This window comes from Muricauda sp. MAR_2010_75 (assembly GCF_000745185.1).
GTDB lineage: Bacteria > Bacteroidota > Bacteroidia > Flavobacteriales > Flavobacteriaceae > Flagellimonas.
In genome coordinates, this window is sequence record NZ_JQNJ01000001.1 from 3,285,259 (window position 1) to 3,310,373 (window position 25,115).

19 protein-coding genes are annotated in these 25,115 nt (G+C 38.5%); 8 read left to right on the top strand and 11 right to left on the bottom strand.

Annotation, left to right across the window (positions count from 1 at the left end):
• The first annotated feature begins 821 nt into the window (after positions 1–821).
• The gene (locus FG28_RS14905) at positions 822–1,595 is read left to right on the top strand and encodes an SDR family NAD(P)-dependent oxidoreductase (RefSeq protein ID WP_036384182.1); all 774 of its coding nucleotides are present in this window, start codon (positions 822–824) and stop codon (positions 1,593–1,595) included.
• A gap of 202 nt (positions 1,596–1,797) precedes the next feature.
• A complete protein-coding gene (locus FG28_RS21050; RefSeq protein WP_262491875.1) occupies positions 1,798–1,929 on the top strand; it encodes a hypothetical protein in 132 nt (43 codons plus the stop codon).
• A gap of 222 nt (positions 1,930–2,151) precedes the next feature.
• Here the strand turns inward: FG28_RS21050 and FG28_RS14910 are convergent, their stop codons facing one another.
• Together FG28_RS14910 and FG28_RS14915 are read right to left on the bottom strand one after the other, a co-directional pair.
• On the bottom strand, positions 2,152–4,452 hold the full coding sequence (locus FG28_RS14910) for a relaxase/mobilization nuclease domain-containing protein (protein ID WP_036384184.1): 2,301 nt from the start codon (positions 4,450–4,452) through the stop codon (positions 2,152–2,154).
• A gap of 1 nt (position 4,453) precedes the next feature.
• Positions 4,454–4,834 carry a plasmid mobilization protein gene (locus tag FG28_RS14915; protein ID WP_036384186.1) on the bottom strand — a complete coding sequence of 127 codons (381 nt, stop codon included), beginning with the start codon at positions 4,832–4,834 and terminating at the stop codon, positions 4,454–4,456.
• A gap of 686 nt (positions 4,835–5,520) precedes the next feature.
• Here FG28_RS14915 and FG28_RS14925 point away from each other — a divergent pair.
• From FG28_RS14925 to FG28_RS14940, 4 genes are read left to right on the top strand one after another with little or no spacing between them, the layout of a single operon-like run.
• Positions 5,521–6,669 carry a toll/interleukin-1 receptor domain-containing protein gene (locus tag FG28_RS14925; RefSeq protein ID WP_197062610.1) on the top strand — a complete coding sequence of 383 codons (1,149 nt, stop codon included), beginning with the start codon at positions 5,521–5,523 and terminating at the stop codon, positions 6,667–6,669.
• Positions 6,651–7,247, top strand: coding sequence for a hypothetical protein (locus tag FG28_RS14930; RefSeq protein ID WP_036384189.1), 597 nt, complete (start codon positions 6,651–6,653; stop codon positions 7,245–7,247). Before FG28_RS14925 ends, FG28_RS14930 begins: the two co-directional genes overlap by 19 nt.
• Before the next feature lie 4 nt (positions 7,248–7,251).
• Complete coding sequence (locus FG28_RS14935; RefSeq protein WP_036384192.1) at positions 7,252–7,953, top strand: TIR domain-containing protein; 702 nt, start codon at positions 7,252–7,254, stop codon at positions 7,951–7,953.
• Between the two features lie 54 nt (positions 7,954–8,007).
• Complete coding sequence (locus tag FG28_RS14940; protein WP_036384194.1) at positions 8,008–9,354, top strand: Fic family protein; 1,347 nt, start codon at positions 8,008–8,010, stop codon at positions 9,352–9,354.
• Between the two features lie 63 nt (positions 9,355–9,417).
• Here FG28_RS14940 and FG28_RS14945 read toward each other — a convergent pair whose 3' ends face one another.
• Genes FG28_RS14945 through FG28_RS14955 form a run of 3 tightly spaced genes read right to left on the bottom strand, consistent with a single transcriptional unit; the run spans position 9,418 to position 11,226 of the window.
• A complete protein-coding gene (locus tag FG28_RS14945; protein ID WP_036384195.1) occupies positions 9,418–9,693 on the bottom strand; it encodes a hypothetical protein in 276 nt (91 codons plus the stop codon).
• A gap of 8 nt (positions 9,694–9,701) precedes the next feature.
• Complete coding sequence (locus tag FG28_RS14950) at positions 9,702–9,971, bottom strand: helix-turn-helix domain-containing protein (RefSeq protein ID WP_036384197.1); 270 nt, start codon at positions 9,969–9,971, stop codon at positions 9,702–9,704.
• Between the two features lie 40 nt (positions 9,972–10,011).
• The gene (locus tag FG28_RS14955) at positions 10,012–11,226 is read right to left on the bottom strand and encodes a site-specific integrase (protein WP_036384199.1); all 1,215 of its coding nucleotides are present in this window, start codon (positions 11,224–11,226) and stop codon (positions 10,012–10,014) included.
• A 419-nt stretch (positions 11,227–11,645) separates the two neighbouring features.
• Between FG28_RS14955 and FG28_RS14960 the strand changes: the two genes are divergently transcribed.
• Positions 11,646–12,917 carry a site-specific integrase gene (locus tag FG28_RS14960; RefSeq protein WP_036384201.1) on the top strand — a complete coding sequence of 424 codons (1,272 nt, stop codon included), beginning with the start codon at positions 11,646–11,648 and terminating at the stop codon, positions 12,915–12,917.
• Between the two features lie 776 nt (positions 12,918–13,693).
• On the opposite strand, the gene FG28_RS20850 is transcribed toward FG28_RS14960, so the two are convergent.
• The 6 genes from FG28_RS20850 to FG28_RS14985 all read right to left on the bottom strand — a co-directional run bounded on the left by FG28_RS20850 (position 13,694) and on the right by FG28_RS14985 (position 19,994).
• On the bottom strand, positions 13,694–13,831 hold the full coding sequence (locus FG28_RS20850; RefSeq protein ID WP_197062611.1) for a hypothetical protein: 138 nt from the start codon (positions 13,829–13,831) through the stop codon (positions 13,694–13,696).
• A 6-nt stretch (positions 13,832–13,837) separates the two neighbouring features.
• On the bottom strand, positions 13,838–15,295 hold the full coding sequence (locus FG28_RS14965) for an NAD(P)/FAD-dependent oxidoreductase (RefSeq protein WP_036384204.1): 1,458 nt from the start codon (positions 15,293–15,295) through the stop codon (positions 13,838–13,840).
• Positions 15,296–15,462: 167 nt separating this feature from the next.
• Complete coding sequence (cydB, locus tag FG28_RS14970) at positions 15,463–16,500, bottom strand: cytochrome d ubiquinol oxidase subunit II (protein ID WP_036384206.1); 1,038 nt, start codon at positions 16,498–16,500, stop codon at positions 15,463–15,465.
• A gap of 13 nt (positions 16,501–16,513) precedes the next feature.
• Complete coding sequence (locus FG28_RS14975; RefSeq protein WP_036384208.1) at positions 16,514–17,860, bottom strand: cytochrome ubiquinol oxidase subunit I; 1,347 nt, start codon at positions 17,858–17,860, stop codon at positions 16,514–16,516.
• An 86-nt stretch (positions 17,861–17,946) separates the two neighbouring features.
• Positions 17,947–19,275, bottom strand: coding sequence for an MBL fold metallo-hydrolase (locus FG28_RS14980; RefSeq protein WP_036384210.1), 1,329 nt, complete (start codon positions 19,273–19,275; stop codon positions 17,947–17,949).
• Positions 19,276–19,328: 53 nt separating this feature from the next.
• A complete protein-coding gene (locus FG28_RS14985; RefSeq protein ID WP_036384211.1) occupies positions 19,329–19,994 on the bottom strand; it encodes a peroxiredoxin in 666 nt (221 codons plus the stop codon).
• 653 nt (positions 19,995–20,647) lie between these two features.
• Between FG28_RS14985 and FG28_RS14990 the strand changes: the two genes are divergently transcribed.
• Positions 20,648–24,841, top strand: a complete 4,194-nt coding sequence (locus FG28_RS14990; RefSeq protein ID WP_051947389.1) for a two-component regulator propeller domain-containing protein — start codon at positions 20,648–20,650, stop codon at positions 24,839–24,841.
• Positions 24,842–25,115: the final 274 nt, after the last annotated feature.

Below are 25,115 nucleotides of genomic sequence, written 5' to 3' on the forward strand. Positions count from 1 at the left end.
TTTTGGGTTTCTGTAGCCATTTTCGGATTGAACTTTTTTTTCCAAAAAAGAGAATAAAGGATATCCAAAGTATCCATCCAACCAATATCATTGGAATAAATACCCATTTACCGATGCTAGGTTGAAATAGCCAAGAAATCCCAAAATTTACAATTATGATAAGCAGAGGTGATAGAATTACGACTTGGGGGTGTTTTGAGGAAAGATTCATACAATAATATTTGTTTTATTTATATGTTTAGTCCACTGTATTTTATACCATGTTTTTCTCCCAAATGGCCTGTATAAATAACTTCATGACCTACTTATAAACGATGTATCATTCAAAATAATCAATATTGCTGAAGGAGAATTTGAATTTATCAATGAGGTGGGATTAATATGATGATTAAATTTTTGCTATATGCTGTTTGTTAAAAGATTATCGCATCCAAAATTTATAAAAAATATAAATACTAAACTCATAATCGGTTTAAATCCTCCTGGTTGAAAACGGATTTCATATCGTCAAAATTCACAAGTGTATCGTTTGCATGATACTAACATTCAAATATATTATTAGTAATCATGAAATTTTCTATTGTCACTTAAGAATTAAAAGCCCATTCTTCCGTGGGCTTTTAATTTTCGAAAGAAACTGTAACACCTATAGAATGTTGGGTGCTGTAAATACTTTCGGCAATGCGTTTTATTCCTGATATTTTTCAAATTTAATGTTTATCTGAAATACAGTTTTTTGAGTATATGGTAACAATTCCTCAAAAATATTTCCTGCAATTATCAGGCCGTTGCTAAGGAATTTACCATACAATAATACAACTATGAACAGAAAATCAACTAGAAGGTTGGAGGGGAAGGTAGCTATAATTACAGGAGCTGCTGGAGGTCTGGGAGCAGCCGAAGCCAAAATGTTCGCACGGGAAGGGGCTAAAGTACTGATTACCGATATACAGGAAGAACCTTTAAGTCAAGTTGCCTCTGAAATAAGTAAAGCAGGAGGTGTGGTTATCTTTATTTTCCATGATGTCAGTTCTGAAGTGAGTTGGGAGAGAGTAATTAAGAAAGCCGTAGATAGTTATGGCCGAATAGATGTTTTAGTGAACAATGCCGGGATACTGGGAAATATTATGTCACCATTTGAGAATAGAACAATTGAAGAATTCAATAAAGTAATAGGCGTGAATCTTTTAGGTCAATTCATTGGGATAAAGTCAGTTGTTCCATTTATGCGTAAAGTTGGGGGAGGTTCAATTATCAATATTTCGTCTGTGGGGGGGATAACAGGAACTTCTAATGGTACTGCTTATACGGCATCGAAGGGCGGATCAAGAATATTTACCAAAGGGGCAGCGGTTGAATTGGCTAGAGATAACATTCGGGTGAACTCCGTTCATCCAGGATATGTAGTTACCCCCATGACTAAGAATATGGAGAGGGCCCAAGTATTTGCAAAGGCAGCTGTCGTATTCACCCCAATGGGCAGAGGTGCAGAATATGATGAAATTGCATATGGGATTCTCTTTCTTGCCTCAGATGAATCTTCTTTCATGACAGGGACTGAACTTGTTATAGACGGCGGACTTACAGCACTCTGAATCATTTATGAGTCGAACTATTTGATTCGTTGATATCATTTGAAACCTGCAAATAGCCAGTAGCTGATCTTGAGTAGCTTCCAATATCCTAATGAGACCAACCTGATTATAAAACAAAATATAGGTCATTATGAGACAAGATACATATTGCTGTTTTAATTATTCATTTTGTTTTCAAATTCTTCTATTGATTTAAAGTCTAATGTATCTTCTGGTTTTGATGGTATACCCACTCGACCCTCAAGGCACCTTCCAAGAGAGCATTATTGTATTGGCTGTATTCAGGGATTTGGCCATCGACTATCCAATAGACTTTCAGTATGATTACCATTAAATGCACTCAGCCTTCCCAATCTTTATGTAAGTGATGTCTGAGATTCAGACTTGATTCTTCTTTGCTACCGTAAAGTCACGATTCGATATATTGTACATTATCTAATAGTTGTGCCTATGGTTCGTTGAAACCCTAAACTTTTCTTATGGAAACAAGCGTATTGCTTTAAAGTTCCAAAAAAGTAGAGATTTGTTTTATGCACTATAAATATCAAGGTATGGTTTAGAACGAAATTTCCTTGCCCTTATGTTTTGACCAATCGGTCAGCTCGTCCCTGAACCCGTTAAATACCTCCTCGTGGTCTCCATCTCTATCGACCAACAAGGAACCAATGGAATAGACACCTTTTTTGAGCAAACGGTTCTGTTGGATACTGGTTTTTCTTTCCATGGCCCTATGCACGGTTTGTCGGAGTCCCTTGTCCATGTGGTGCTGTACGATATTACCGTGTAGGTTCGGGTACACCTTTTCTGCTGTCAACATAAATGCAACCCTATCGTACAATCCCAATTCCATCAAGTGGCCTGTCCAAAGGTTTTTGAAATGGTTCCTTCCGTTCTTTTCCAAATCATTGATAACGGCTTGCTGTTCCCTAAAAATTTCGGCTAGTTTTAGAGTGGAGCTCAAATAAAGATTTGTTCTTTTGGGCAATACATAACTTGATGCTTTGTCCGTATAAATGGACTTGATCTCGAGCGCATTTTCCCCCTTTACAAAATAGAAACCTTTGGCATTAAAAAAGGAGATATAATCCTTGGCGGATCTCTCGAAAGGGGCATGCATCCGTTCGGCATGCTCTAGATATGAACCCAGTGCAGTATGTTCGTATCGTTGTCTGTAAACGGGATGCATCCGTTCAAAAAGCTTCGGAAAGACCATGGGCAGAAAAAAAGCAGTTGCAGTCAACTTGGAACCATTATCGGAATTTTGTGCCGTCAACATTTCCAACAGCAAATGGTTCTGCCGGACAAAACCTGTCGATACATATTCCTCCATGTCCTTGGGGGAGGGTAGGTTTCCCAAAGCTATAGGAATCGAATGTTTGCTGGAGTCCGCGAAGTACAATCGATCATCACGGTATTCCACTCCCAATGCTTGGAACAAATACCGAACGCTTCCCCCTTTGACCCCTACATCGAAAATACCCTTTTCCAATATATCGCCAATAAGCCTGAACTTGCCTTCGAGGGTTTCCCTTTCCTTTTTTGTTTCCAGTCCGACCAATCTGTCTCTAACAATTGGGAACATATTTTGAACCGCTTTCCTGAACAGTACCTTTTGATTGTTTGGAAGGTATCGCTCCAAGAATCGGTACTTTTCCAATGTGATCAGATCTTGAAGAACATCCCGCAGGTTTTTGGTCTCCATATGCTCCGAAAACAATCCTGTTCGTTTTTTGGTTTTCAAATACGATGCGTAAAAAGCCTCCTTTATCAGTTTTTGGATTTCCAGTCTGAACTGCTTACTTTCGATATCCATCTCAGTGGGGGAATCGCCCTTGCCAAAAATGTCCAAACGGTTCCGCATCTTGATATGTTTACCTAGTTCAGCTTCTTGAAACACATATCCCGATTTGTCATAAATCGTATATCCTTGAACAATATCCCCTTTCCTGTCCAGTCTTATATCGATGCCCTGGTACACCTTGAGCACATCGGCCAGTTCATTCGGCCGAATGGTCTTGAAAAGGGCATAGGTGGTCTCTACCTGTTTTGACAGGCGTTTCCGGTGCATGGGCAACAACTTGGAACTGGAATTGATATTGAAGACCTTCTGAAGTTTTGGGCCGCTCAAGTTTCTATGTACTGTGGAACCGTTAATGAACCTTGTCCTGTATCCGTTTTGGTTGTCCAGTCCATATGAGACCCCTATCCTTCCTGTTTCGTTCTTCGTCAGTTTTAACTCGATGTGATAGGGCCTGACCAATCTGGCCAGTTCTTCAAAACCCCGGACCTTGTGCTTTTGAAGGATACTGTTGAGCACATCCTGTAAATAGAATTTTGTTCCCTGTGCATGGTCCATGTCGGACTGTAATTGGGGCAATCTATAAAGGGGAAGTTCCCTTTGTTCTTTTTTCTCCGGAGAAGGGGATAGGCCATACTTTTTTTCAAGATGGCGTTGGGTGGCCATGTTCCTTCGATGGCTGTTGAAGATCCCGATGACCTTTCCCGCTTCGTCCACATTGGTAGTCACGATATGGACATGCTCGTGCTTGGTGTCGTTGTGCCTGACCACTACATAGGGTTGTTCCCCATAGCCCATTTGTTCCATATATTCCTCCGATAACTCATGGAAGGCTTTGTCATCAAGATGTTCGCAATGGGGAAGGTTCAAGGTGATGTGGGCATAGCGGTTTTTGGTGGCATTGCGCTGCCCTTGAAAATGGAGTACGTTCCCGAAGAATCTTTGTGATATGTCCTGAGAATACATATTCCCATAACCAAGGATACTCACCCCTTTCTTGCCGAACACATAGTTCAAAATTCCTTGGCAGTTTTCCCGGTATAGTATCCTCCCTATCATCCTATTTGTTTTCTCCTACAATCTCAATGAGTGAACACAGGAGTTCATTGGTCTTCCCAATTTCGTTTTCCAGAGAGGTGTTAGGACTTCTCAAATTTTTATGATGTGCCAGTTTTACCAATTGGTTGATGTTGTTCCCTATCCTGTTCAAATGGTAGGAAATATTCGAGGTGTTCGGGAGCTTGTCCTTTTCCTCCAGTTGGCCGTTCAGGACCAACCTTCTCAACAATGGACTTATGGTTCCCCGTTGAGAAATGTCCAGATGGTAGGATTCGCAGATCGATCTCAATTTTTCATATTCCCTGTCGTTGAAACGCAGCATTACGTTATGGTTCCGCTTCCTGTTTCCCAAACGTTTCCGGCCCTTTTTCCTTTGTTCCATTTTAGCTGTTTTTTTAGCGGGAACACTTCGATAGAAGTAGACAATTCTGAGTTACTTAGAATACAACTTGCAATCCGTTCCACGGATAAATATAAGTTATTGATTTTGAATATAATCAATTAAATATCAATATTTTAACTAGTAAAATCATATTGATTCATATGGAACCAAATGAGTACAATAAGCATTTTTAAATGTTCCGATATGGGAATTGTATAACCACAAAAAGGAAAGGAAAAGTGTGTCTGTTTTTGTGGGTAGGGAGATAAAAGAGCAAGCGGCAAAAGGCCGCTTGTGCTTTTGGGCGCGCTGAGGATGTCGGGCGGCTTCCGCAGGGGCTTGGGTTTTATTTTGAAAATCTTTTTATAAAAAGCACATTCGTTTAGGAAGGTTGTTTTAATACTCATCACATGAGATAAAAGAAAAACTTGCCTATTTTAGTATGAAGAAGGAAAAGACTTATGAAATGGATAGGATAAAGGCTGTTTATAGAAGGAAATCCTATTGAAAAAGCTGATAGAACAAATGGGAAAGAGCTATGACATGTTCAATTTCGACACTCAGAATCAAAGACAGCATAACTCGGAAGATTTATACTGGTTTGCAGCAATTTTAAATGTTGGGGTCAGCTATTAGTAGAACAAAAAGAAAAGAAGTAGGCTATGAACTATAAATACCAACTAATCATGTTAGGTTCAGATGTCAAGGAAAAACAAGAATTATTGAGTCAAATTGATATTGAACTCAAAAACCTAAATCTACCTAAAGAGTTCATTAAAGTCATTCCAGCATCTTCCTTGGAGACAGAATATAAAGGAAATCAACCTGCATTTGCTCTTTATTTTGGGGATGTAAATGGTGACTTTAAGGATTTAGATGCAATACAAAATCTTTTAAAAGATGGAACAATGGTACTTCCAATCTTTTATAATGATTTTCGTGCGGATATTCCTATCATTCTGTCAAATCAAAATGGAATTCAATACAGTAATAATGAAGTAAATCGAATTGCCAATATTGTGTTGGAAGCTTTTGAATTACTACGTAGTACAAGAAAGGTCTTTATTAGTTATAGAAGAACAGAATCTACTTCCATAGCTATTCAGCTTTATGAGGCGTTAGAGAGTAATAATTTTGATGTATTTCTTGACACTCATTCAATTCAAAAAGGTGAACCTTTTCAAGAAGAGCTGTGGCATCGAATGACAGATTGTGATGTAATTGTGTTATTGAACACTCCAGGGTTTCTTGAAAGCCATTGGTGTAAAGAAGAATTTGCAGAAGCTGGTGCAAAGCAAATTGGAATTGTTCAATTGGTATGGCCAAATCATCAAATCAAAGATATTGATAGTTCCTCTCATATAAGTTATCCAATTCAGTTAAAAACAGATAATTTCATTGATGGGGTTTATGATAATAAAGGTAGATTTATTCAGACATTTGTGGAGAATGTCCTTCAGGAAGTGGAATCTGTTCGTGCAAGGAATTTGGCAGCAAGACAAGACAACTTAATAACAGAGTTCAGGAATATTGCTGAGAAAAACAATAGGATGGTGACCGTTCAACCAGAAAAGATTCTAACCGAAAATAGACCCAACGGAGAACACATTATATACATACCTACTATTGGCATTCCCCAATCTACAAGCTGTCAATCCGCTGAAATTAAAAAAGAGTTGATGGGTTATGACGAGGTTTCTATTCGATTGATCTATGACGATTTAAGAATACGAGATAGGTGGTTAAAACATTTGGATTGGTTAAACGACAATTTTAAAAAGGATATAAAGACATTGAAAAAACAAGATTTCGAGTCATGGCTACAAAAAGCATAAAAAATATTTTTCTATCCGCAAGTATTCCGTTACCAAACAGAGATGCAAAATATATTGACACAGCAGACATTATTGCAATTAGAGATGCAGTTATTGCATTAACAACAGTAGTATTACCATATCATCGGATTATCTGGGGAGGTCATCCTTCCATAACTCCTTTAATCTATTACGTTATGGAAAAACTGGATTTGAATATCCAAGAACACGTCAAATTGTATCAGTCTTTATGGTTTGAAGAAAGGTTCCCGGAAGATAATAACAAGTTTGAAAACATAGTTTTCACTGAAAGACAAAGTGACATTCCTTCAAGTATTAAGCTTATGAGAGAAAGAATGTTTTCAGAAAATGAGTTTTCTGCTGCCGTTTTTATTGGTGGAATGAATGGAATTGAAGATGAATACAGGATGTTCATAGAATACCACCCCAATGTTTTATTAATACCAGTTGCAAGTACTGGAGCTGCAACCAAAATTGTTTATGACACTCTGGTTCCTGAAAATCTCAAAAACCCAAGGTTTGAAAAGGATTATGGATATATGTCTTTGTTCCAAAAGTTTATAATGGATAAAATTTAAAAATATGGCAAAAAAAGTATTCGTTTCCTATAAGTACAAAGACGAAAAAGTTGCAAAAATTCAAGATTTCTATTACGAGGAGGTCGACGGAGTAATGAAGTTCAATTATAGAAAAACGAGAGTTCGTGATTATGTTGATAGAATACAAGAGAAAATTGGAGCAGATAACATTAATCTTGGCGAAAAAGATGGAGAGAGCCTTGAAGACTTTTCCAATCAACAAATAGAATCGGCATTAAAGAAAAGAATTCGACAATGTAGTATTACAATTGTCCTCATATCCAAAGGAATGAAAACCATGGAGTCTGAAAAAGAACAATGGATTCCGTGGGAAATATCATACTCTTTAAGGGTTGTGCCAACAGGCGGAAACACAAAACAAAGAAATGCAATATTAGGGGTTGTACTTCCAGATGAAAATGGAAATTATGATTGGTACTATACATCAAATCCTTATTGCAATAGTATAACTCATCACACAGGCCAATTATTCAAAATTCTAAAGGATAATATGTTCAACATTCTTGAAAAGGAGTTTAGGGAATGCAATGGATCAAAAATTCACATTAAAGATGAGCCTTCGTTCATTAAAACCGTGAAATGGGGTGTTTTTATGAACGGTAATTCTTATGGCTACTACCTTGATAAGGCAATTGAGATAAAGGAGGATGAAAGCTCATATGATATTCATATTAACTTAGACTAATTTCCTTTTGGGTATAAAGAAACTTAAATTAAAGAAGTTAATATTGGAATAAGAATGACAGAAACCAACCGCATAGAATATAAAGCCGAACTTACCAAGGACTTAGATTTAGAAAAGGAAGTCGTGGCATTTTTAAACTACCATGAAGGCGGTTTGGTCTATATCGGTATCGATAAAACAGGAAAAACGTTGGGCGTTGCAGACTCCGATGCCGATATGCTGAAAATAAAAGACCGCATTAAAAACAATATCTCACCTTCGGCTATGGGCTTGTTTGATGTGGTTTCAGAAGAAAAAGATGGTAAAACCATCATCAAGATCATTGTTGCCAGTGGAAGCGAAAAGCCTTATTTCAAAAAGAAATACGGAATGACCGAGAAAGGCTGTTTTCTCCGTATTGGTACGGCAGCTGAGCCCATGCCCCAGAAAATGATAGAAGAATTATTTGCTTCCCGCACACGTAATTCTATTGGCAAAATAAAGGCCAATAGACAGGATGTTAGTTTTGAGCAATTACGTATTTATTACGAAGAAAAGCGGAAGCCACTCAATAAACAGTTTAAAAGGAATTTAGAACTCCTTACCCCACAAGGGGATTTAAATTATGTGGGTTACCTATTGGCAGATGAAAACAATGTTTCTGTAAAAGTAGCCAAGTACAAAGACAGCACAAGGGTTGATTTGGCAGAAAGCAATGAGTATGGTTATGTATCGCTCATCAAGGCCACTAAAAGTGTACTCGACAAGATAGAATTAGAAAACCGAACTATCACGAAAATCACGTCTAAAGAGCGTTTGGAAAAAAGGCTTTGGAACAGTATTGCACTTCGTGAAGCGATTATCAATGCCTTTGTACATAATGATTACACTAAAGAAATAGCGCCCAAGTTCGAGATATTCCAGGATAGAATAGAAATCACTTCTGTTGGGTCTTTACCTGAAGGGTTAAGCGAAAGTGAGTTTTTTGAAGGTTTTTCCGTTCCGCGTAACAAAGAACTTATGCGGATTTTCAAAGATTTGGACTTGGTAGAACAATTGGGGTCGGGTATTCCAAGAATCTTGCAATCTTATGGTAAGGAGTGTTTCATGTTCTCCGATAATTTTCTGCGGATGGTGTTTCCTTCGGCAGAACCTGTTTACTCCACCGAACAAGTCACCGAACAAGATACCGAACAAGTCACCGAACAAGTTGAAAGCCTTATTCAAGCGATGAACAGTGATGAATATTCACGGGCAGAAATAATGGAATTGGTTGGGGTCAAACATCGCCCAACGTTTTTATATAACTATTTGCAACCGGCTATCGAACTAGGCATTATCGAATTGACAATCCCGGACAAGCCCAATAGCAGCAAGCAGAAATATAAACTGACCCAGAAAGGTCGGGATAGGAAAGCTTAATAAAATTTACTGATGTTCAATTGGAAGCTATATTCATAGTCTAGCCAGAAAAAGAAGGCTGGTTTATAGAGACAAACCTTTGCCTTTATTTTTGTCTTTTTCCTTGCCCTCCTCTTTTAATGGATTGCTACGTGAATCTATAGACTTCCCAAGGTCCTTACTCTTAGATAGGGCCACTTCCTTAAAATATTGAAACATGCCTGCATGCACCGGATTATCTGGAGGTGCCTGGGAAATATCCTGACCTTGAAGCATGGGCCTTTCTAATTTCAGTTCCTTGGCCATCTCGTAGCCAAGATTGAATTCCCTAATATATTTTTTGTCAACTTTGTTTTCCATACTCGTATTTAAAAGGTTTCACGGGCGTGAAGTTCAAGATAGTCGTTCAAGGAATCACGGTCATAGAGTATTATTTTCTTTTGGGGCTGGGAATATCTGATCTTTCCTTCGTCCCTTAGCTTCTGTAAAGTGGTCGTGGATTTTATTCTGAGGATATGCATGGCCTCCTCGCCGTCGATCCATTTATCTGGCTTGTCCCTTCTTTTGGCCTCCACATGCTCGATTACTTTTTCAAACAGGGCATAAAAAGCTTCTTCTTGTAGACAGACGACTTGCATATCGATGGATTGGTTAAATGACCAATATCGGAAAAAATGGTCAGATTTCCAGTCTTTCCTGATATTCGTCCATAATATGGGTTGGAAGATTTTTAATATAGATCTCAGTGGTCTGGAGTTTGCTATGACCGAGCATTTTGCTCAGTGCATTTATGGGTACGTCATTGAGGATAAGATTTGTTGCCATTGAATGACGGCTAACATAACTTGTTAGTTTTTCTTCAATGTCGCACAGTTTGGCGATTTCTTTGAGCCTTTTATTATATCGCTTCCGTTCCCATTGTACATCATAGTATTGATCCTGTAAGGCTTCCCTTCTTACAATTGGAAAGATAAATTCCGATTTTTTCTTGTCCTTTAAATAGTAGCCAATTATTGAGGACAATTGTTCGGTTACTTTTATGTCATAAGGTCTGGCTGTTTTTTGTCTTCGGTATTGGATTCTGCCATCAATGATGTTGCCTACTTTCAAAAAGGCCATATCAATAAAGGAAATGCCGTTCATCAAATATGAACAGAGAAAATAATTTCGTGTATGGAAAAGCGGGGAATCCGGTGCAAGCTTTAAATCTAGAACGCGCTTGATTTTATTCTTGCTAATGGCTCGTTTTGCAGTGGGCTGTGATTTTATCTTGTACTTCTTAAAGGGATAGTTATCAGCTGATACTATGCCTTGATGTATGGCCTTATTGTAAACAGCCCTGATTGTGCGCATATAGGTCGATAACCCGTTGATACTGTTCCCCTTCTTTAAATGAGCAGTCTCAAACTTCTTGAGAAAAGTATAGTTTACTTCCTCAAATCGTAAATTCTTCTTTCCATGAAAATTCTTTAAGGCTCCCAATACACTCTTATAGGCTCTGGCATTGCCAAAACGGTTAGCTTCTTCCATTTCGTCAATGAGTTGTTGGGTATATTCGAAGAAGGTAATCTTTTTTGTCGTTTTGGTCAGAATGTCTTTTAAGTCGGTTATACTTAGACCTTCTAAACGCTTATTTTCTTCTAGGCTATTTATGTCGTCCCGTAATTCGGTTTTCTTTTTGGTAAGGAGATTATTCAAACGAGCAACGGACGAAACCCCTTTATAGGTTCTCTTGACTTCTCGATTTTTCTCATTCCAGTATTCCGGTGGAACGGCAAACCCGGTGGAAATGGCAATTGTTTTTCGATGGTGGCTCAATCTGAAAATAATTGGGCACATGCCATCTTTTCGTTTTCTCCTAGTGTCAATGGAAAGAGTGATATTGGTTTTCATATTTTGAAGATACGAAAAATTTGCACTCAATTTGCACTCAAAATCAAGTATTATATGGTTTTATATGAATTCATATAATTTTTAATTCACTGATTTTCAATATATTTAAATATTTTTTAAAATGCATAAAACCATAAATCCGTTGCCTTCTAAGCAGACGGTCGAAGGTTCGAATCCTTCCGCGATCACTTATAGAGTTCAAACAAAAACAAAACCTTGCATATCTTATTGATTTGCAAGGTTTTAATTTTTTTAGACCCTTGTTTAAATTGGTTTTATTTGGTATGTTTTGGTTTGTAATTCGGTTAGTAAATTTTTTTCTTCAAAGTGTTAACCGAATAAGCGTGTAATTGACTATATTACAACCACTTAGTATTTGACTTTCGTAGGTGATTTTTGTTCAATTTAATACAAAACCTATGAGAACTCGGTCAACATTTTCAATCAGTTTCTGGATAAGCACTTCCCGAAGGAGTGACAACACCGCGAAGATCTATGCCCGAATTACCGTTGATTCGCAAAGGGCTAACATGAGCCTTAAGTATACTATTCCGGCAGAAGTTTGGGATAGAAAGGGGTCGAAGGTTCTGGGTCGGACTAAAAAAGCGCAGGAAATCAACACTTATCTTATGGAGGTTGAGACAGAACTATTCCAATGCTATCGTGAACTTCGATCTAGAACGCCTCATATAACTCCACAGATGGTCAAGGCTCACTATTTTGGAGAAGATGTGAGTGAATTTACTTTAAAGAATTTGTTCGAGTATCACAATACGCACAATGCACATATTCTTTGCAAGGCTACTCTTAGTCATTACAAGACCTGTCAAAAGTACTTATTAAGGTATATCAAGAAGCAATATAAATGTGATGATTACAGATTATCACAGCTCAATTACCAATTTATCGTAGGATTTGAAACATATCTACGCAAACTGCATCCAATAAACCATCATGGAAACCTTTCAAACAATGGCGCTATGAAGCATATTCAGCGCCTACGTAAAATGATTAGGATAGCCATTGATAATGAATGGATAGATAAAAATCCATTTCAAAAGTTCAAGGTCAGGATGGAAAGAAAGGAAAGAGAGTTTCTGACTTTATCGGAACTTCAAAAAATTCAAGATTATTTTACAGGGATTGAGCGGTTACGAATTGTGAAGGACTTATTTATTTTTAGTTGTTATACAGGCATTTCCTATTGTGATTTAATGGACTTGTCTGAAGATAACCTTGTGCTGGGTATTGATGGAAAATATTGGATAAGCACAAAAAGGATGAAGACCAAAAATAGCTTTAAGCTTCCATTGGTAGGTCCGGCATTGTCTATCATTAAACGATATCAATATCATCCTAAACGGGTATCTGAAAAACTGTTCCCCAGAATATCCAATCAAAAATTAAACAGTTATTTAAAGGAAATAGCGGATGCATGTGACATCACAAAAAATGTAACCTTCCATGTGGCCAGACATACTTTCGCCACCACTATTACTTTAAGTAATGGGGTTCCGATAGAAACTGTTTCCAAAATTTTAGGTCATACAAAATTGGCCACAACCCAAGTGTATGCTAGAGTGTTGGATAAAAAAATCAGTGAAGATATGAGCGGCTTGGAATCAATTTTGGAAACCAAGTTTTCTGACTCAAGTCGTGACGGGGAGAAGTTGAGGAATTCTAAGTTTTAAGTCGTTGGGATTGATCGGTTAATCAACTATCCAAAGATATACAAGATTTTTTGTCCCAATCTTACCCCTACTTTTACACGTGGTTCCTGTTTCAATTTTATAGAGTTCGGAAAGATAAGCGTGAAGTAAAATTGGAATAGGGTGCAATGACCTATTTGCAATGATTGAATACTTCAATGTTCCATCTTGTTGAACATGGCTATTTATGTTTTCTTTGCTTGCAAAGAAAAAATGAAGAGCAAGAGGATAGCGTGCTGACGCAGCGCTATTGATTCATTTTCCTTCGGAAAAACCCATGTTTTAAGGGTTTTTGCAAAAGCCCAGTTCAGTACTTTTAGATCATTTTTAGCTTAAAAATGCTCTCAGCCCAATAAAACCAAGGAATTTTTAGCTTAAAAATTGAATATTGGTGTTTTGAATCTAGGTTTCTTCAATTCTTTATATATGTTTTAGATTTTGAAAACAAATACTTTTTCACTGAAAGGGAGCTTCAGCTAAGTAAAATCAAGGTGTTTTTCACGGAAATATGTCAATTAATGATGCATCTGAATAAAGGTTACCTCGCTCAGTAGTATTAGTTTTTGTAAGATTTGGGCTTGCAGCGCGAAACCTGGTTTCGCTCGCTTTTTTTATGGATTTCAATTAAAGCCTTGTTTTCTTAAGCCACCGTTTAATTAATCTGTCTTGTTTTTAGGAAAGGCTACAAAAGGGGTAAGGCTACACGACCTCCAGGTATTTAGAACAGAAAATAGTAATTAGAAATTATTAATAGTTGTTCAATTCATCTCTCGGGTACCCCCATGTCCACCAGCTACTACAATCATTATTTTGATGCTTAAATAGATGAACTTAAAGAACTGTATTATTGGGTTCATCATTAGAAATCGTTTGTATTTGGATATTCTTCGTGTCATAACTTTTTATTCTGGAATCAACCACCAAAAGGGTTTCATTTTTGCTTTATATATGAAGGCATGGTGCAGGGCCAACTTAAGCCAGTGACCTGCAAGACCGATGGTGCCAAAAGTCTTGCCTTGTTTCCTGCCTTGGGTATCTGGATATTTGTTGTAATCGGGCACAATGGGATAGGTGGTGATACTCACACCACTTCCCTTGGTCATACCAAAACCAGCAGAAGCGATACATGCAGCACCCATGTTGCCCATTGATCCTTTGTGATGCAGTTCATTATTGGAGTGTTTGATTATCTCGATAATGTTATCTGCAACCAATTTGGCCGTAATACCCGATGGCATTCCGGTTCTTGGAGGAGCAGGTGTGATATCTGTCCCATTTTTGCTCTTCCTTGGTTTGGAAATGCTGTGAGGCGGTGCAAAGGCAATGCCTGGAGCAAAAATATTCGGATAGGATGGATTTTGATAGGTTTCTGGCCAATCTTGTACACTCCATTCTTCGTAGGGTTTTGATGTATAATCTGCATCCACGATCATAAAACCTTTAAAAAGTTTGTTCGTTATATCTTCTCCATCCTTATTGTAGGCCTTAAAACCATGACCCGAAAATGAAGGGATCAGCATGGCAAAATCATAACTTTCCGTTTTATAATCGCCTTCCAAAGTTTCGTAATGGGCTACCCCATTTTCTATTTTATTGACCCCAGCACCTAAAATCCAAGAAACTCCCCTGTCTTCAAAGATCATTTCTACCATCTCACTGGATTTCATGATATTACTGCCATAACTCATCAACATACCATCCATCCCAAAATCTCCTAAATTATATTCATTGGAAATCCAAGTGATCTGGGCCATGTCCCTCACTTTGTGCCTTCTCAATTCTTGCTCTACATTTAAAATATATTCAAATGCTGCGCCTTGACAGGTGGCTTTTGCGTGACCTGTTCCAATAAGTATTTTGCATTGTTTTCCTTGTTTCATTTGTTGAATCAGATCATTCAATGCGTTCCAGGCCTCATCGGCATGGGTATAGGTACAAACCGAATGTGTTTTGTTCTTTCCAGGGGAAAGTCCTTCGGTGGCCTCGAAGTTTAGTTTTGGACCGGTGGCATTGATCAGATAGTCATACGTCACTTTTTCCGTGGTTCCTTTATTTGCCCCTGCTATGTATTCTGCCAGCACGTAAGGTTTTACCTCCTCTGCATCTCCTTCCGGGTAAAAACTTATGGCTTTAGCCTGTTTATAATCGATATGCTTTTTTGCATACAAGGGTGCCAATGGAAACAAGATGTCCTTTGGTTTCATTCTACCGATTCCCACCCAAATATTGGATGGGATCCATTGGTAATTGCTGTTTGGTGAAACAACGACAACCTCATGCTCTTTGGGTAGTTTTCTGCGTAAGTGAGAAGCGGCTACATGCCCTGCAATACCTGCTCCTAAGATTACTATTTTAGACACTGCTATATTATTTTCAATAAATATAGATGAACCGTTCTGCGTGCACAGTAACCTATGTTACCCATGAACAAGCTGTTCATAGGGGTTGCTTTGCGGACCAACTATGGAATATGACAATGGGTGTTGTTTATTATAAGAAATACGAGGTGTTGAATTTTGAGGCTGAATCAATAGCTTGTATCATCCAATTTAACCTTACCATGGAAAGTTTTATATAAAAAAAGAAAATAACCAGCTAAAAGAGGTGCTCCTATAACCACAATAGTCAACATAATACCAAGTGATTTCTGAGATGAGGCAGCATTATATATAGTTACACTATGTTCTGGGTCTATGCTTGACGGTAACAAAACAGGATATAGCTGAAAAGCAACCAACATTAATAAAAAAGCCATGGTCAATGATGAAAACACCAAGGCAAGCGCATATTTCTTTTTGGATACGAGTCTAGGTACATTGGCAACGGCCAAAAAAGCCAAGATTGGTAAAATGAAGAAAACTGGGTTTGCTTTAAAATTATCGGTTACACCAGGAAGATAGATAAGTGTATAAAACGATGTAAATACAAAACTAAGTATAAAGAAAATCATGCCTTTTTTAAGTAGAAACGTTAATCTGGCGTGCAAACGTCCTTCGGTTTTCAACAACAAAAAAATAGCGCCTTGCGTCATGAATATTGATAATGTTGTTAAGCCGACCATAATTGCGTAGGGATTTAGGAAAGAGAAGAAAATACCACCTTGATAGCTAAAATTTTCACCAATTTCAAATCCTTTTAATATATTTCCCAGGACAACACCCAATAAAAAGGCAATCAGTATGTTGGATGTGAAATAAATAATATCCCAGCTTTTTCGCCACCATTTCATTTCTTCCGCACTTCGGAATTTTATGGCGGCAGAACGTAACACCAGCAACATTAAGAAGAGCATAAAAGGAATGTACATGGCAGATAGCATAGTGGCATACATTACCGGAAATCCCGCAAACAGGGCCCCGCCACCAATAATTAGCCATACCTGATTGGCGTCCCACAAAGGTCCAATGGCGTTAATGGCGATACGACGGCTTAAGTCTTTTTTAAAGAACAGGTGCCATGCCCCGGCACCGTAGTCAAACCCCTCCAAAATGGCATATCCCGAAAACAAAAGACCCACTACTAAGTACCAAAGCGTTGGATAATCTATACCTAAAAAAGTTTCCATCTGATTGTTCTATTTAAATAATTTCTAATGCATTTTTAGCTTCATCGTAGGGTCCTTGTTTTATTTTTTTGTTCAAAGAATACATAAACAATAGAAAGAGTAGGGTATAGACCACAAGGAACAGTATCAGCGAAAATAGTATTTGATTGGAAGAAACTTCTTGGGAAAAACCCTCGCTTGTTCTTAAATGGCCGTAGACAATCCATGGCTGTCTGCCCATCTCTGCGGCAAACCATCCCACCTGATTTGCAATTTGGGGCAAAAGCACGGAGAATGCAAAAATTCGCAGTAGCCATTTTTTATCAAATAGTGTTCCTTTCCAACAGAGATAGCTAGCATATAGGGTGAGGCCTATCAAAAACATACCAATTGAAATCATGATGTGATAAAATTGAAAAACGGCATTCACCTGACTCGGCCTATCTTCTTCAGGGAATGCATTTAAGCCCGTCACAGGCTCCTCAAAATCCTGATGCACTAAAAAAGACAGACCGCCAGGCACTTTAATACCTGTCACTTCCTGCGTTTGGTTGTCCACCCACCCAAAGAGGTATAAGTCTGCGGGAGCAGAGGGTTCGTAATGCCCTTCCATTGCAGCCAATTTTGCTGGCTGGTTCTCTGCAACACCATCCGCGGAACTATGGCCTGATACCAATTGTGTCAACGAGATGACGGTCGCCACCCCCAATGCTATTTTAAATGCCTTTTTCGAGATTTCTATGTATCTGTCTTTTAAAAGGTAATACGCATGTACACTTAGGACTAAAAACGCACCTGCCAAAAAGGCTCCTTGCCACACATGAACAATTCTATCAACACTTGAAGGGTTAAAAACCATTGCCCAAAAATCTGTGACCTCTGCTCTTGCATTAAACCCTTCACCGACGATATGATAACCTGCCGGTGTCTGTTGCCAGCTGTTGGCCACCACAATCCAAACAGCTGAGAACATAGACCCTAAGAATACCCCAATTGCCGATATAAAATGCACCTTGGGAGACACCCGATTCCATCCAAATATCAAAACCCCTAAAAATGCACTTTCCAAACCAAAGGCAAATAACCCCTCAGCAGCTAAGGCACTACCAAAAATATCACCTACATACCTAGAGTATACCGCCCAATTGGTCCCAAATTCAAATTCCATTATAATTCCGGTAGCCACACCGATACCAAAGGTTATGGCAAATATTTTTAGCCAGAAGCGTGTGAGAACTTCATATTGTTTGTTTCCAGTTTTTAGGTAAAGTCCCTCCATAATTACCATAATAAGGCCAATACCAATACTAAGGGGTGGATAGATATAATGAAAAGCTACCGTGAAGGCAAATTGTATCCGAGCGAGAATTTCAGTTTCCATAGCATTGAAAATTTAAATCAAATGTATTTGGCATGGCGTTTATATCAAGTAACCCCAGTTACATAAAACAGGTAAAAATGAATTTTTTAAATGAAATCCTTAATGTTTTCACTGAGGTCAAAAATGGTTGTATTCCTAAGTCCACGTTCTAGAATACTGCTTCCCGCCGCACTCCTGTAGCCACCTACGCAATGTACCACAATGGGCTTATTTGTAGGTATTTTATTCATAGTATCCCTCAATTTGTTCAAAGGATGTGCAATTGACTGCTCAAAAAACTTTCCATCATATAGCTCACTTTGGTTTCTAATGTCGACAATAGTATAATCAGATGGGTTGTTCTGAAAATCCTTCAGATTCAAAATGGCGCTTTTTACCAAATGTTCCTTACCTAATGTAATGATGGATTGTAATTGTGTTTCGTAACCAATCTTGGATACTCTTTCCAAGATATTAGGTAAATCCTTTGGATTCCCTATAACCAAATGAAACGGCTCTTTTGGTGCCACGATTGAGCCCAACCAAGTTTCGAATTTATCATTTTCGGAAACCGCCATGATGTTGATGCTTCCCGGCAGGTGACCTTTTTTAAATTCGGATTCATCCCTGACATCCACAATTAAGCCATCCGTATCTGTATTTAATCGAAGGGGTATTTTGGCTAGGGATGTTCTCAGATTTTTAGGGCCTTGTCTGTTGGTGTCTACATTGAACCCAAAATAAGATGGAATAAAGGGCTGACTATCCAAAATGGTATGTACAAATTCTTCTTTCGATTGTGGTTGAAATGCCCAGTTGCCCATAATTTCATTACCTAGAGTGCTGCTGTTGTCGGAGCTGAGGTTTTTTCCGCACAAGGATCCCGCGCCATGGGCAGGGTATACCAAGGCTTCATCGGGTAAGTCCTTGAATTTGTTTTGGATGGTTTCGTACATCATTTCGGCCAGTTCTTGACGCCTTGCGGTCATATTTCCTGCGTTTTCACGTAAATCTGGTCTTCCTACATCCCCAATAAAAAGGGTATCACCAGTAAAGAGTGCGGTTTTTCCATCTTTTTCTGCAACAATGGTAATGCTATCAGGAGAGTGCCCTGGGGTATTCAAGGCTGAGATTTTGATATTACCTACCATAATGCTTTGGCCTTCATCAAAAGGCTCATATTCATAGTCGGCACCCAAATCTTTACTGTGATAAATAGGAGCTCCTGTTTCGTTGTGTATTTGCAAATGAGAGCTCACAAAATCGGCATGTGGGTGGGTTTCTATAACCGCGGTTATTTTAGCATCTTGATCCTTCGCAAAGGCATAATACTGCATCGGATTTCTTTCAGGGTCTATAACGGCCATTTCACCATTGTCCACAATGGCATAGGAATAGTGGGCCAGGGGTTTGTATTCAAACTGTTTTATTTCCATAGAATAATGTTTTTAAGGGCACCTTAAATGCAAGATGCCCATGATGAAAATTATTAAATTGTTTTTTTAGCCAAGTACCAATCCACTTTTTCCAAGGAATCATCTTCCAAACGCGCATTCAGTTCATCCAAGGTTTTTGGAGCACCCACAATTACCTTATCTCCTTTTTTCCAATCCAATGGCATAGCTACTTTATGCTCATCAGAAGTTTGAAGGGCCTCCAAAGCTCTTAGAATCTCGTCCATGTTACGTCCAACATTCAATGGATAGTACATGATCAACCTAATTTTTTTGGAAGGGTCGATAAAGAATACCGCCCTAACTGCGGCAGTTTCGCTCTCATTGGGTTGAAGCATTCCGTATAATTTGGAAACCTTCATATCCAAATCAGCAATAATCGGAAAATCGAAATAAACACCCGTGTTTTCCCTAACACTATGCACCCAACCCAAATGGGCGTGGATACTGTCGATGCTTAAACCAAGAAGTTCGGTGTTCAAAGCGTCGAATTCTGGTTTTCTTTGTGCAAATCCACTCATTTCGGTAGTGCATACAGGTGTAAAATCTGCGGGGTGTGAGAACATCACGGTCCATTTATCCTTGGCAAATTCTGAGAACTTAATTTTACCTTTTGTGGTCACAGCTTCAAAATCGGGTGCAAAATCCCCGATTCGGGGCATCTGATTTACTTTTTCCTTTTCTACATAAGAGTTTTCCATAATAATATAAGTATAATTTATTATAATTATTTTAATGATAAAATTAATCTATTGTTATGGTGATGGCAGTAACGTATGTTACACAAACTTTTTTCTGATTGTTAATCAATCAGTAAGCAGGGTGGAACGGGAACTTAAAAAAATCAAGGGGTAACAGCGCATTTGAGGAAAAGGTTGACATTACGAAATAACGTTACTGTTTTTAAATGACAACTTATGTATTTGAGAGTATCTTATTATGCAATAAATCTCTTGAATCCTTTTTTAAAGAAACTCTTGATAAATATTTCTTTTAATATTTTATGATTAGATTTGCTGTTTACGAAAGGAGATTGCTCATAGTAGTCTGTAATTCGGTTAGTGACAAAACATCAGCAAGGAAAAAGCTAGTAAAAATAAGGGATAGCGAATGGAGTTCGAATCCTTCCGCGATCACCAGTAATCATAGGGCCTCAGAGAGTTTCTCTTTCTGAGGCCTGTTTTTTTGCAAACAATTTGCAAAACCTTTATGATTTAAAAGTTATTCATTCAATATAGTTATATCATGACAGTTCTATCATGAATTTTTCAGCGAAACATCGGGTATAAGAACTAAATGCCATAATTGGGCTGAGATCAAAATTTAATTAGGCGTTATTTCATACTTTTATTCAATGTGGCACAACAAACATATTGCAACTGTTGTCTTGATGGTATATGGATTACTTTTTTATCCAAACTTGTACTGTAAAAACTCCTTGAATTCCTTAATTTATCAGCAATTACCAATATCAATAGATAATCCTTCCCCAAAGCCAGAGTATGTTTTGGAGCAGTTGGATAATACCTCTGGGATTTCACATAGTTCTGTCAACACTGTTTTTCAAGACTCGGACAATCTACTCTGGTTGGGTACTTGGGATGGCTTGAATAGATATGATGGGCGTACCTTCAAAGTGTTTAGGCCGGAAATCAACAATGATTTTTCCTTGAGCAATCAGGTTGTATTGAAGGTTACCGAAGATGAACACGGAAATATTTGGGTGTTGACCATGCATGGGATAAGCCGTTATGATAAACACACAGGCAATTTTGATCGTTTTTATTTTTCAAAAAAGGATAAGGCCACATTGACGGATACCGAGTTCAACATGGCATTGTCACCCGACAAGCAACTTTTTGCCTATGCCAAAGAATGGGGAATAGGTGTGTTTGATGGGGATGCCTTTCAAAAAATTTGGGAAGACACATTGTTGGAGTCATCAATTGTGCAGATGAAGTTTTTGGAAAAAGATAAGCTCCTCATTTTGGATGCATCGGGTCAACTATCAACCCTCCAACTTCAAAGGGAAACTGGAATAGTTAGGACTATGGGCCACTCCATAATCGCCGAAGATATCCTCAATTTCGAAACTCTTGGTAATGGAAGCATACTTGTAGTTGATTTCGATGGTACATCATTCATCTTTTCGATTGATGGTCCAAGACTGGAAAGACTCAATATTGACAAGCCTTGTTCAATAGTAGGCAATGTACAAGAAGGGGTGGTCATATCCACTGGATTTGATCATTATTTGGTTGGGTTAGATCATAAGCTTTCAGTTCCAAAATGGTTGGATATGCTAAAAGGGAACAAACTGACCACTCTCTTTCATGGATCGGAGGGCATTTATTGGGCAGCTACTGATGGTGAAGGAGTTTTTAAGGTACACCCTAAAAGTAAATCCTTCTATGGAGTGTCAAGTCAACAAGTGCCTGATTTTGAAGGGACAATTGTTCGTTCATTTCTTCAAATACCGAAGCATTCCCTATGGGTGGGGACCAAAGGGAACGGCGTATTTCGTTTTCAGCCTGATTTTTTGGATACCGAAACAAACGGATTCTCTTATGAGAACCTCAACCAGGGCAATAGCTCAATCAACAATGCTGTTTATTCCCTGCTTGTTACCAAGGATAGCCTATTGCTCATGGGTACAGATGGACAAGGTCTTTCATTGTTTGATTTGAAAAAAGATAAATTGATAGCTTGGGAAGATGTGGATGGGGTTCCTGGGCAGCCTCGATTCAAGTCCGTATATGCATTGTACCAAGACGAAGACGGGATTGTTTGGGCAGGCACCAGCGGGTATGGTGTTGTCCGACTTAAAATGAAACGAACCGATGATGGCGCTACATTGGAAAGTTTCGACCAATATATGGGAAACCGTGGAACAGAGGGGGAAATTAGCAGCAACATAATCTTCTCGATTGTACCAAGAGATGAACATTCGTTATGGATTGGAACACGTTTAGGGGGATTGAACCTCTTTAATAAGGAAAAAGGGACCTTTGAGGTGTATCGGCATGAGGGGGAAAATCCAAACAGTCTTTCAAATAATGACATATTGTGCATGCATAAGACCAATGATGGAGATTTGTGGATAGGCACAAGTTTTGGTCTCAACGTGTACAAAGGGGAGGGCACTTTTGCCCATTATACCGTAAATGAAGGATTGCCCAGCAACACCATACATGGGATCACTTCAGACACAGAGGGAAATCTATGGGTGAGCACAAATTACGGATTGTCCAAATTGGATGTTCATGAACAAGTTTTTTACAACTATACCAAAGAAGAAGGACTTCAGGACAATGAGTTTGGCGATGGTGCCGCCTATTCAGGGGTGGATTATATTTTTATGGGTGGCCGAAAGGGTTTTAATTATTTTATGCCTGAGCAAATAAATGTTTCGGAAAAAGTACCGAACCTGTTCATAGACAGAATCATTGGACAGGATGGAAGTGAACCATATTATAGAAACTTGGTAATAAGCCCGGAAGAGGGCTCCGCTCCTGTTATTAAATTGAAGCACGATCAAAACTTTCTCAACATCGAATTTTCCGCCCTCACTTTTATCAATAATAAAAAGTGTAGTTATGCATATCAATTGCAACGATTTGACCCAGAGTGGAACCAAATCGGAACACGTACCAATCTTTCCTTTACCAATATCCCACCCGGAAAATATTCATTGTGGCTCAAGTGGACCAATGGGGATGGGGTATGGAGTGCCCCAGTAGAAGCGGCACAGTTTCAGATTGCCCCGATATTTTGGCGTTCGGGCCTTGCTTGGACACTTTATGTATTGCTTTTTATCCTCTTTGTTCTTTTTGTTTTGGGCTATTATCAGAAAAGACAGTCCCTGCAACGCAGTATCCTTATAAGAAAACGGGAAGAAGAAGCCCATGAGAACAAACTTGACTTCTTTACCAATGTTGCCCATGAGTTACAGACACCTTTGACGTTGATGGTGGCGCCGATCCAACGCCTAGGGGAAACAATGCATTTTGATAACAAGGCAGGGAAGTATTTTGAAATGGTAAAGAAGAATACTTCCAGACTGCTTTTTCTGACCCATCAGATTTTGGAGTTTCGAAAAGCGGAAGATGGTCATTTAAATATAAAAAAGGAATATTTTGATCTGGTCAATTTGGCAGAACAGATAGCGGAACTTTTTGATGAACTCGCTCTAAAAAAGAACATCAACTATGTAGTGGACCTTCCCAAAAATCTTATGGGGTGGTTTGACAAAGATCTATTGGAGAAAATTATTTTCAATCTTCTTTCCAATGCCTTTAAATACACTCCGGTAAAGGGTTTGATCAAACTGGAAATAAAAATAGTGGAACTTGGAGACACAAAAAGGTTGGAACTGAATATTACCAATTCCGGTGATGGGATTCCCAAGGAAAAGTTGAAACAGATCTTTGAAAAATTTTATTTGTTGGAGCAGGATAAGGAAGTGGGGGCCAATATGTTCAGAACAGGGATAGGGCTTGCATACACCAAAAAATTAGTACAACTTTTGGAGGGCAGTATTTCTGTGGCAAGTAGTCCAGGAAAAACCACCACTTTTCATGTGGACTTTCCTTGTAACAACAAGGATGTACCCGAAGCTGAGGTTGTGGCCAAATCATTTACGATTTCCCCCCATCTTAAAAATATTGCCGATCAAGGAAAGGAGGAAAAGGGGATGGGAACCCTAAGCCATAAGCTGGATACGCTGGAGCAATTCAGCAACAAAGGAGAGAAATATATTCTTTTGGTGGAAGATGATCCTGAAGTACAGAATCTTTTGGAAGAATTGTTGGGGGACACGTATTATGTGCGCATGGCGACACATGGAAAAGAGGCTCTTGAGGAACTCAAAAACAGGGAACCAGATCTAATTGTGAGCGATGTCATGATGCCAATTATGGACGGCGTAGAGCTCTGTAAGCGGGTAAAGGGAAATCTCGATACTTGCCATATCCCTTTTATCATGCTAACGGCCAAAGACTCTATCAAAAATAAACTGGAAGGCATAGATAGTGGTGCAAATGATTATATATCAAAGCCCTTCCACCCAGATTACCTATTGTTGAGGATTCAAAAATTATTGGAAGAAAGGGAGCGCATTCAAAAGCATTTTTTACAGGGATCACCATTTGAAGATTTGGTCGGGCTGGCCACAGAAGATGAAGACCGTGTCTTTATTGAGGAGCTCATTGCTTTGGTAAATGACAATTTGGATAATGAAAAGCTCCAAAGTAGTTTTTTGGAACAAGAGTTGGGCATAAGTACCTCCAAGCTCTATAGGAAAACTAAGGAACTGATGGGCTTTTCCCCCGGTGATCTTATCAGGACCATGCGTTTGCGCCATGCCTCCCAACTACTACAAAAAACCAATTTAACGGTATCGGAAGTGTGTTTTCGTTCTGGCTTTAATAATAGGTCCTATTTTCATCGGGAATTCAAGAAATTATATCAAAAAACACCAAAAGATTTCCAATTGTTCCATAAGAGGAGCATAGATGAACAAGCAACCACACAAATACCTTCATCATAAACTATGCAACCATCCTGCAACAACTACAAAGTTTAGGTATATCATTTCTATATAAAAAAAGTTGGTGACAAAGGCCTTCTATTGGAACAATAAGCCACCCTTTGTATTTATCTATCTGATATTAAGAGATATAAAAGGAAGTGTACACTTTTGGAAGTATTGTGCACACCCTGGTACAAGACCCCTCTATATATTTGAATAGGTTGAGAATTTCACAAATTACCAACTGCTTAAATGCACATTAACAAACTTAAACAAACTAATATTGCGAAAA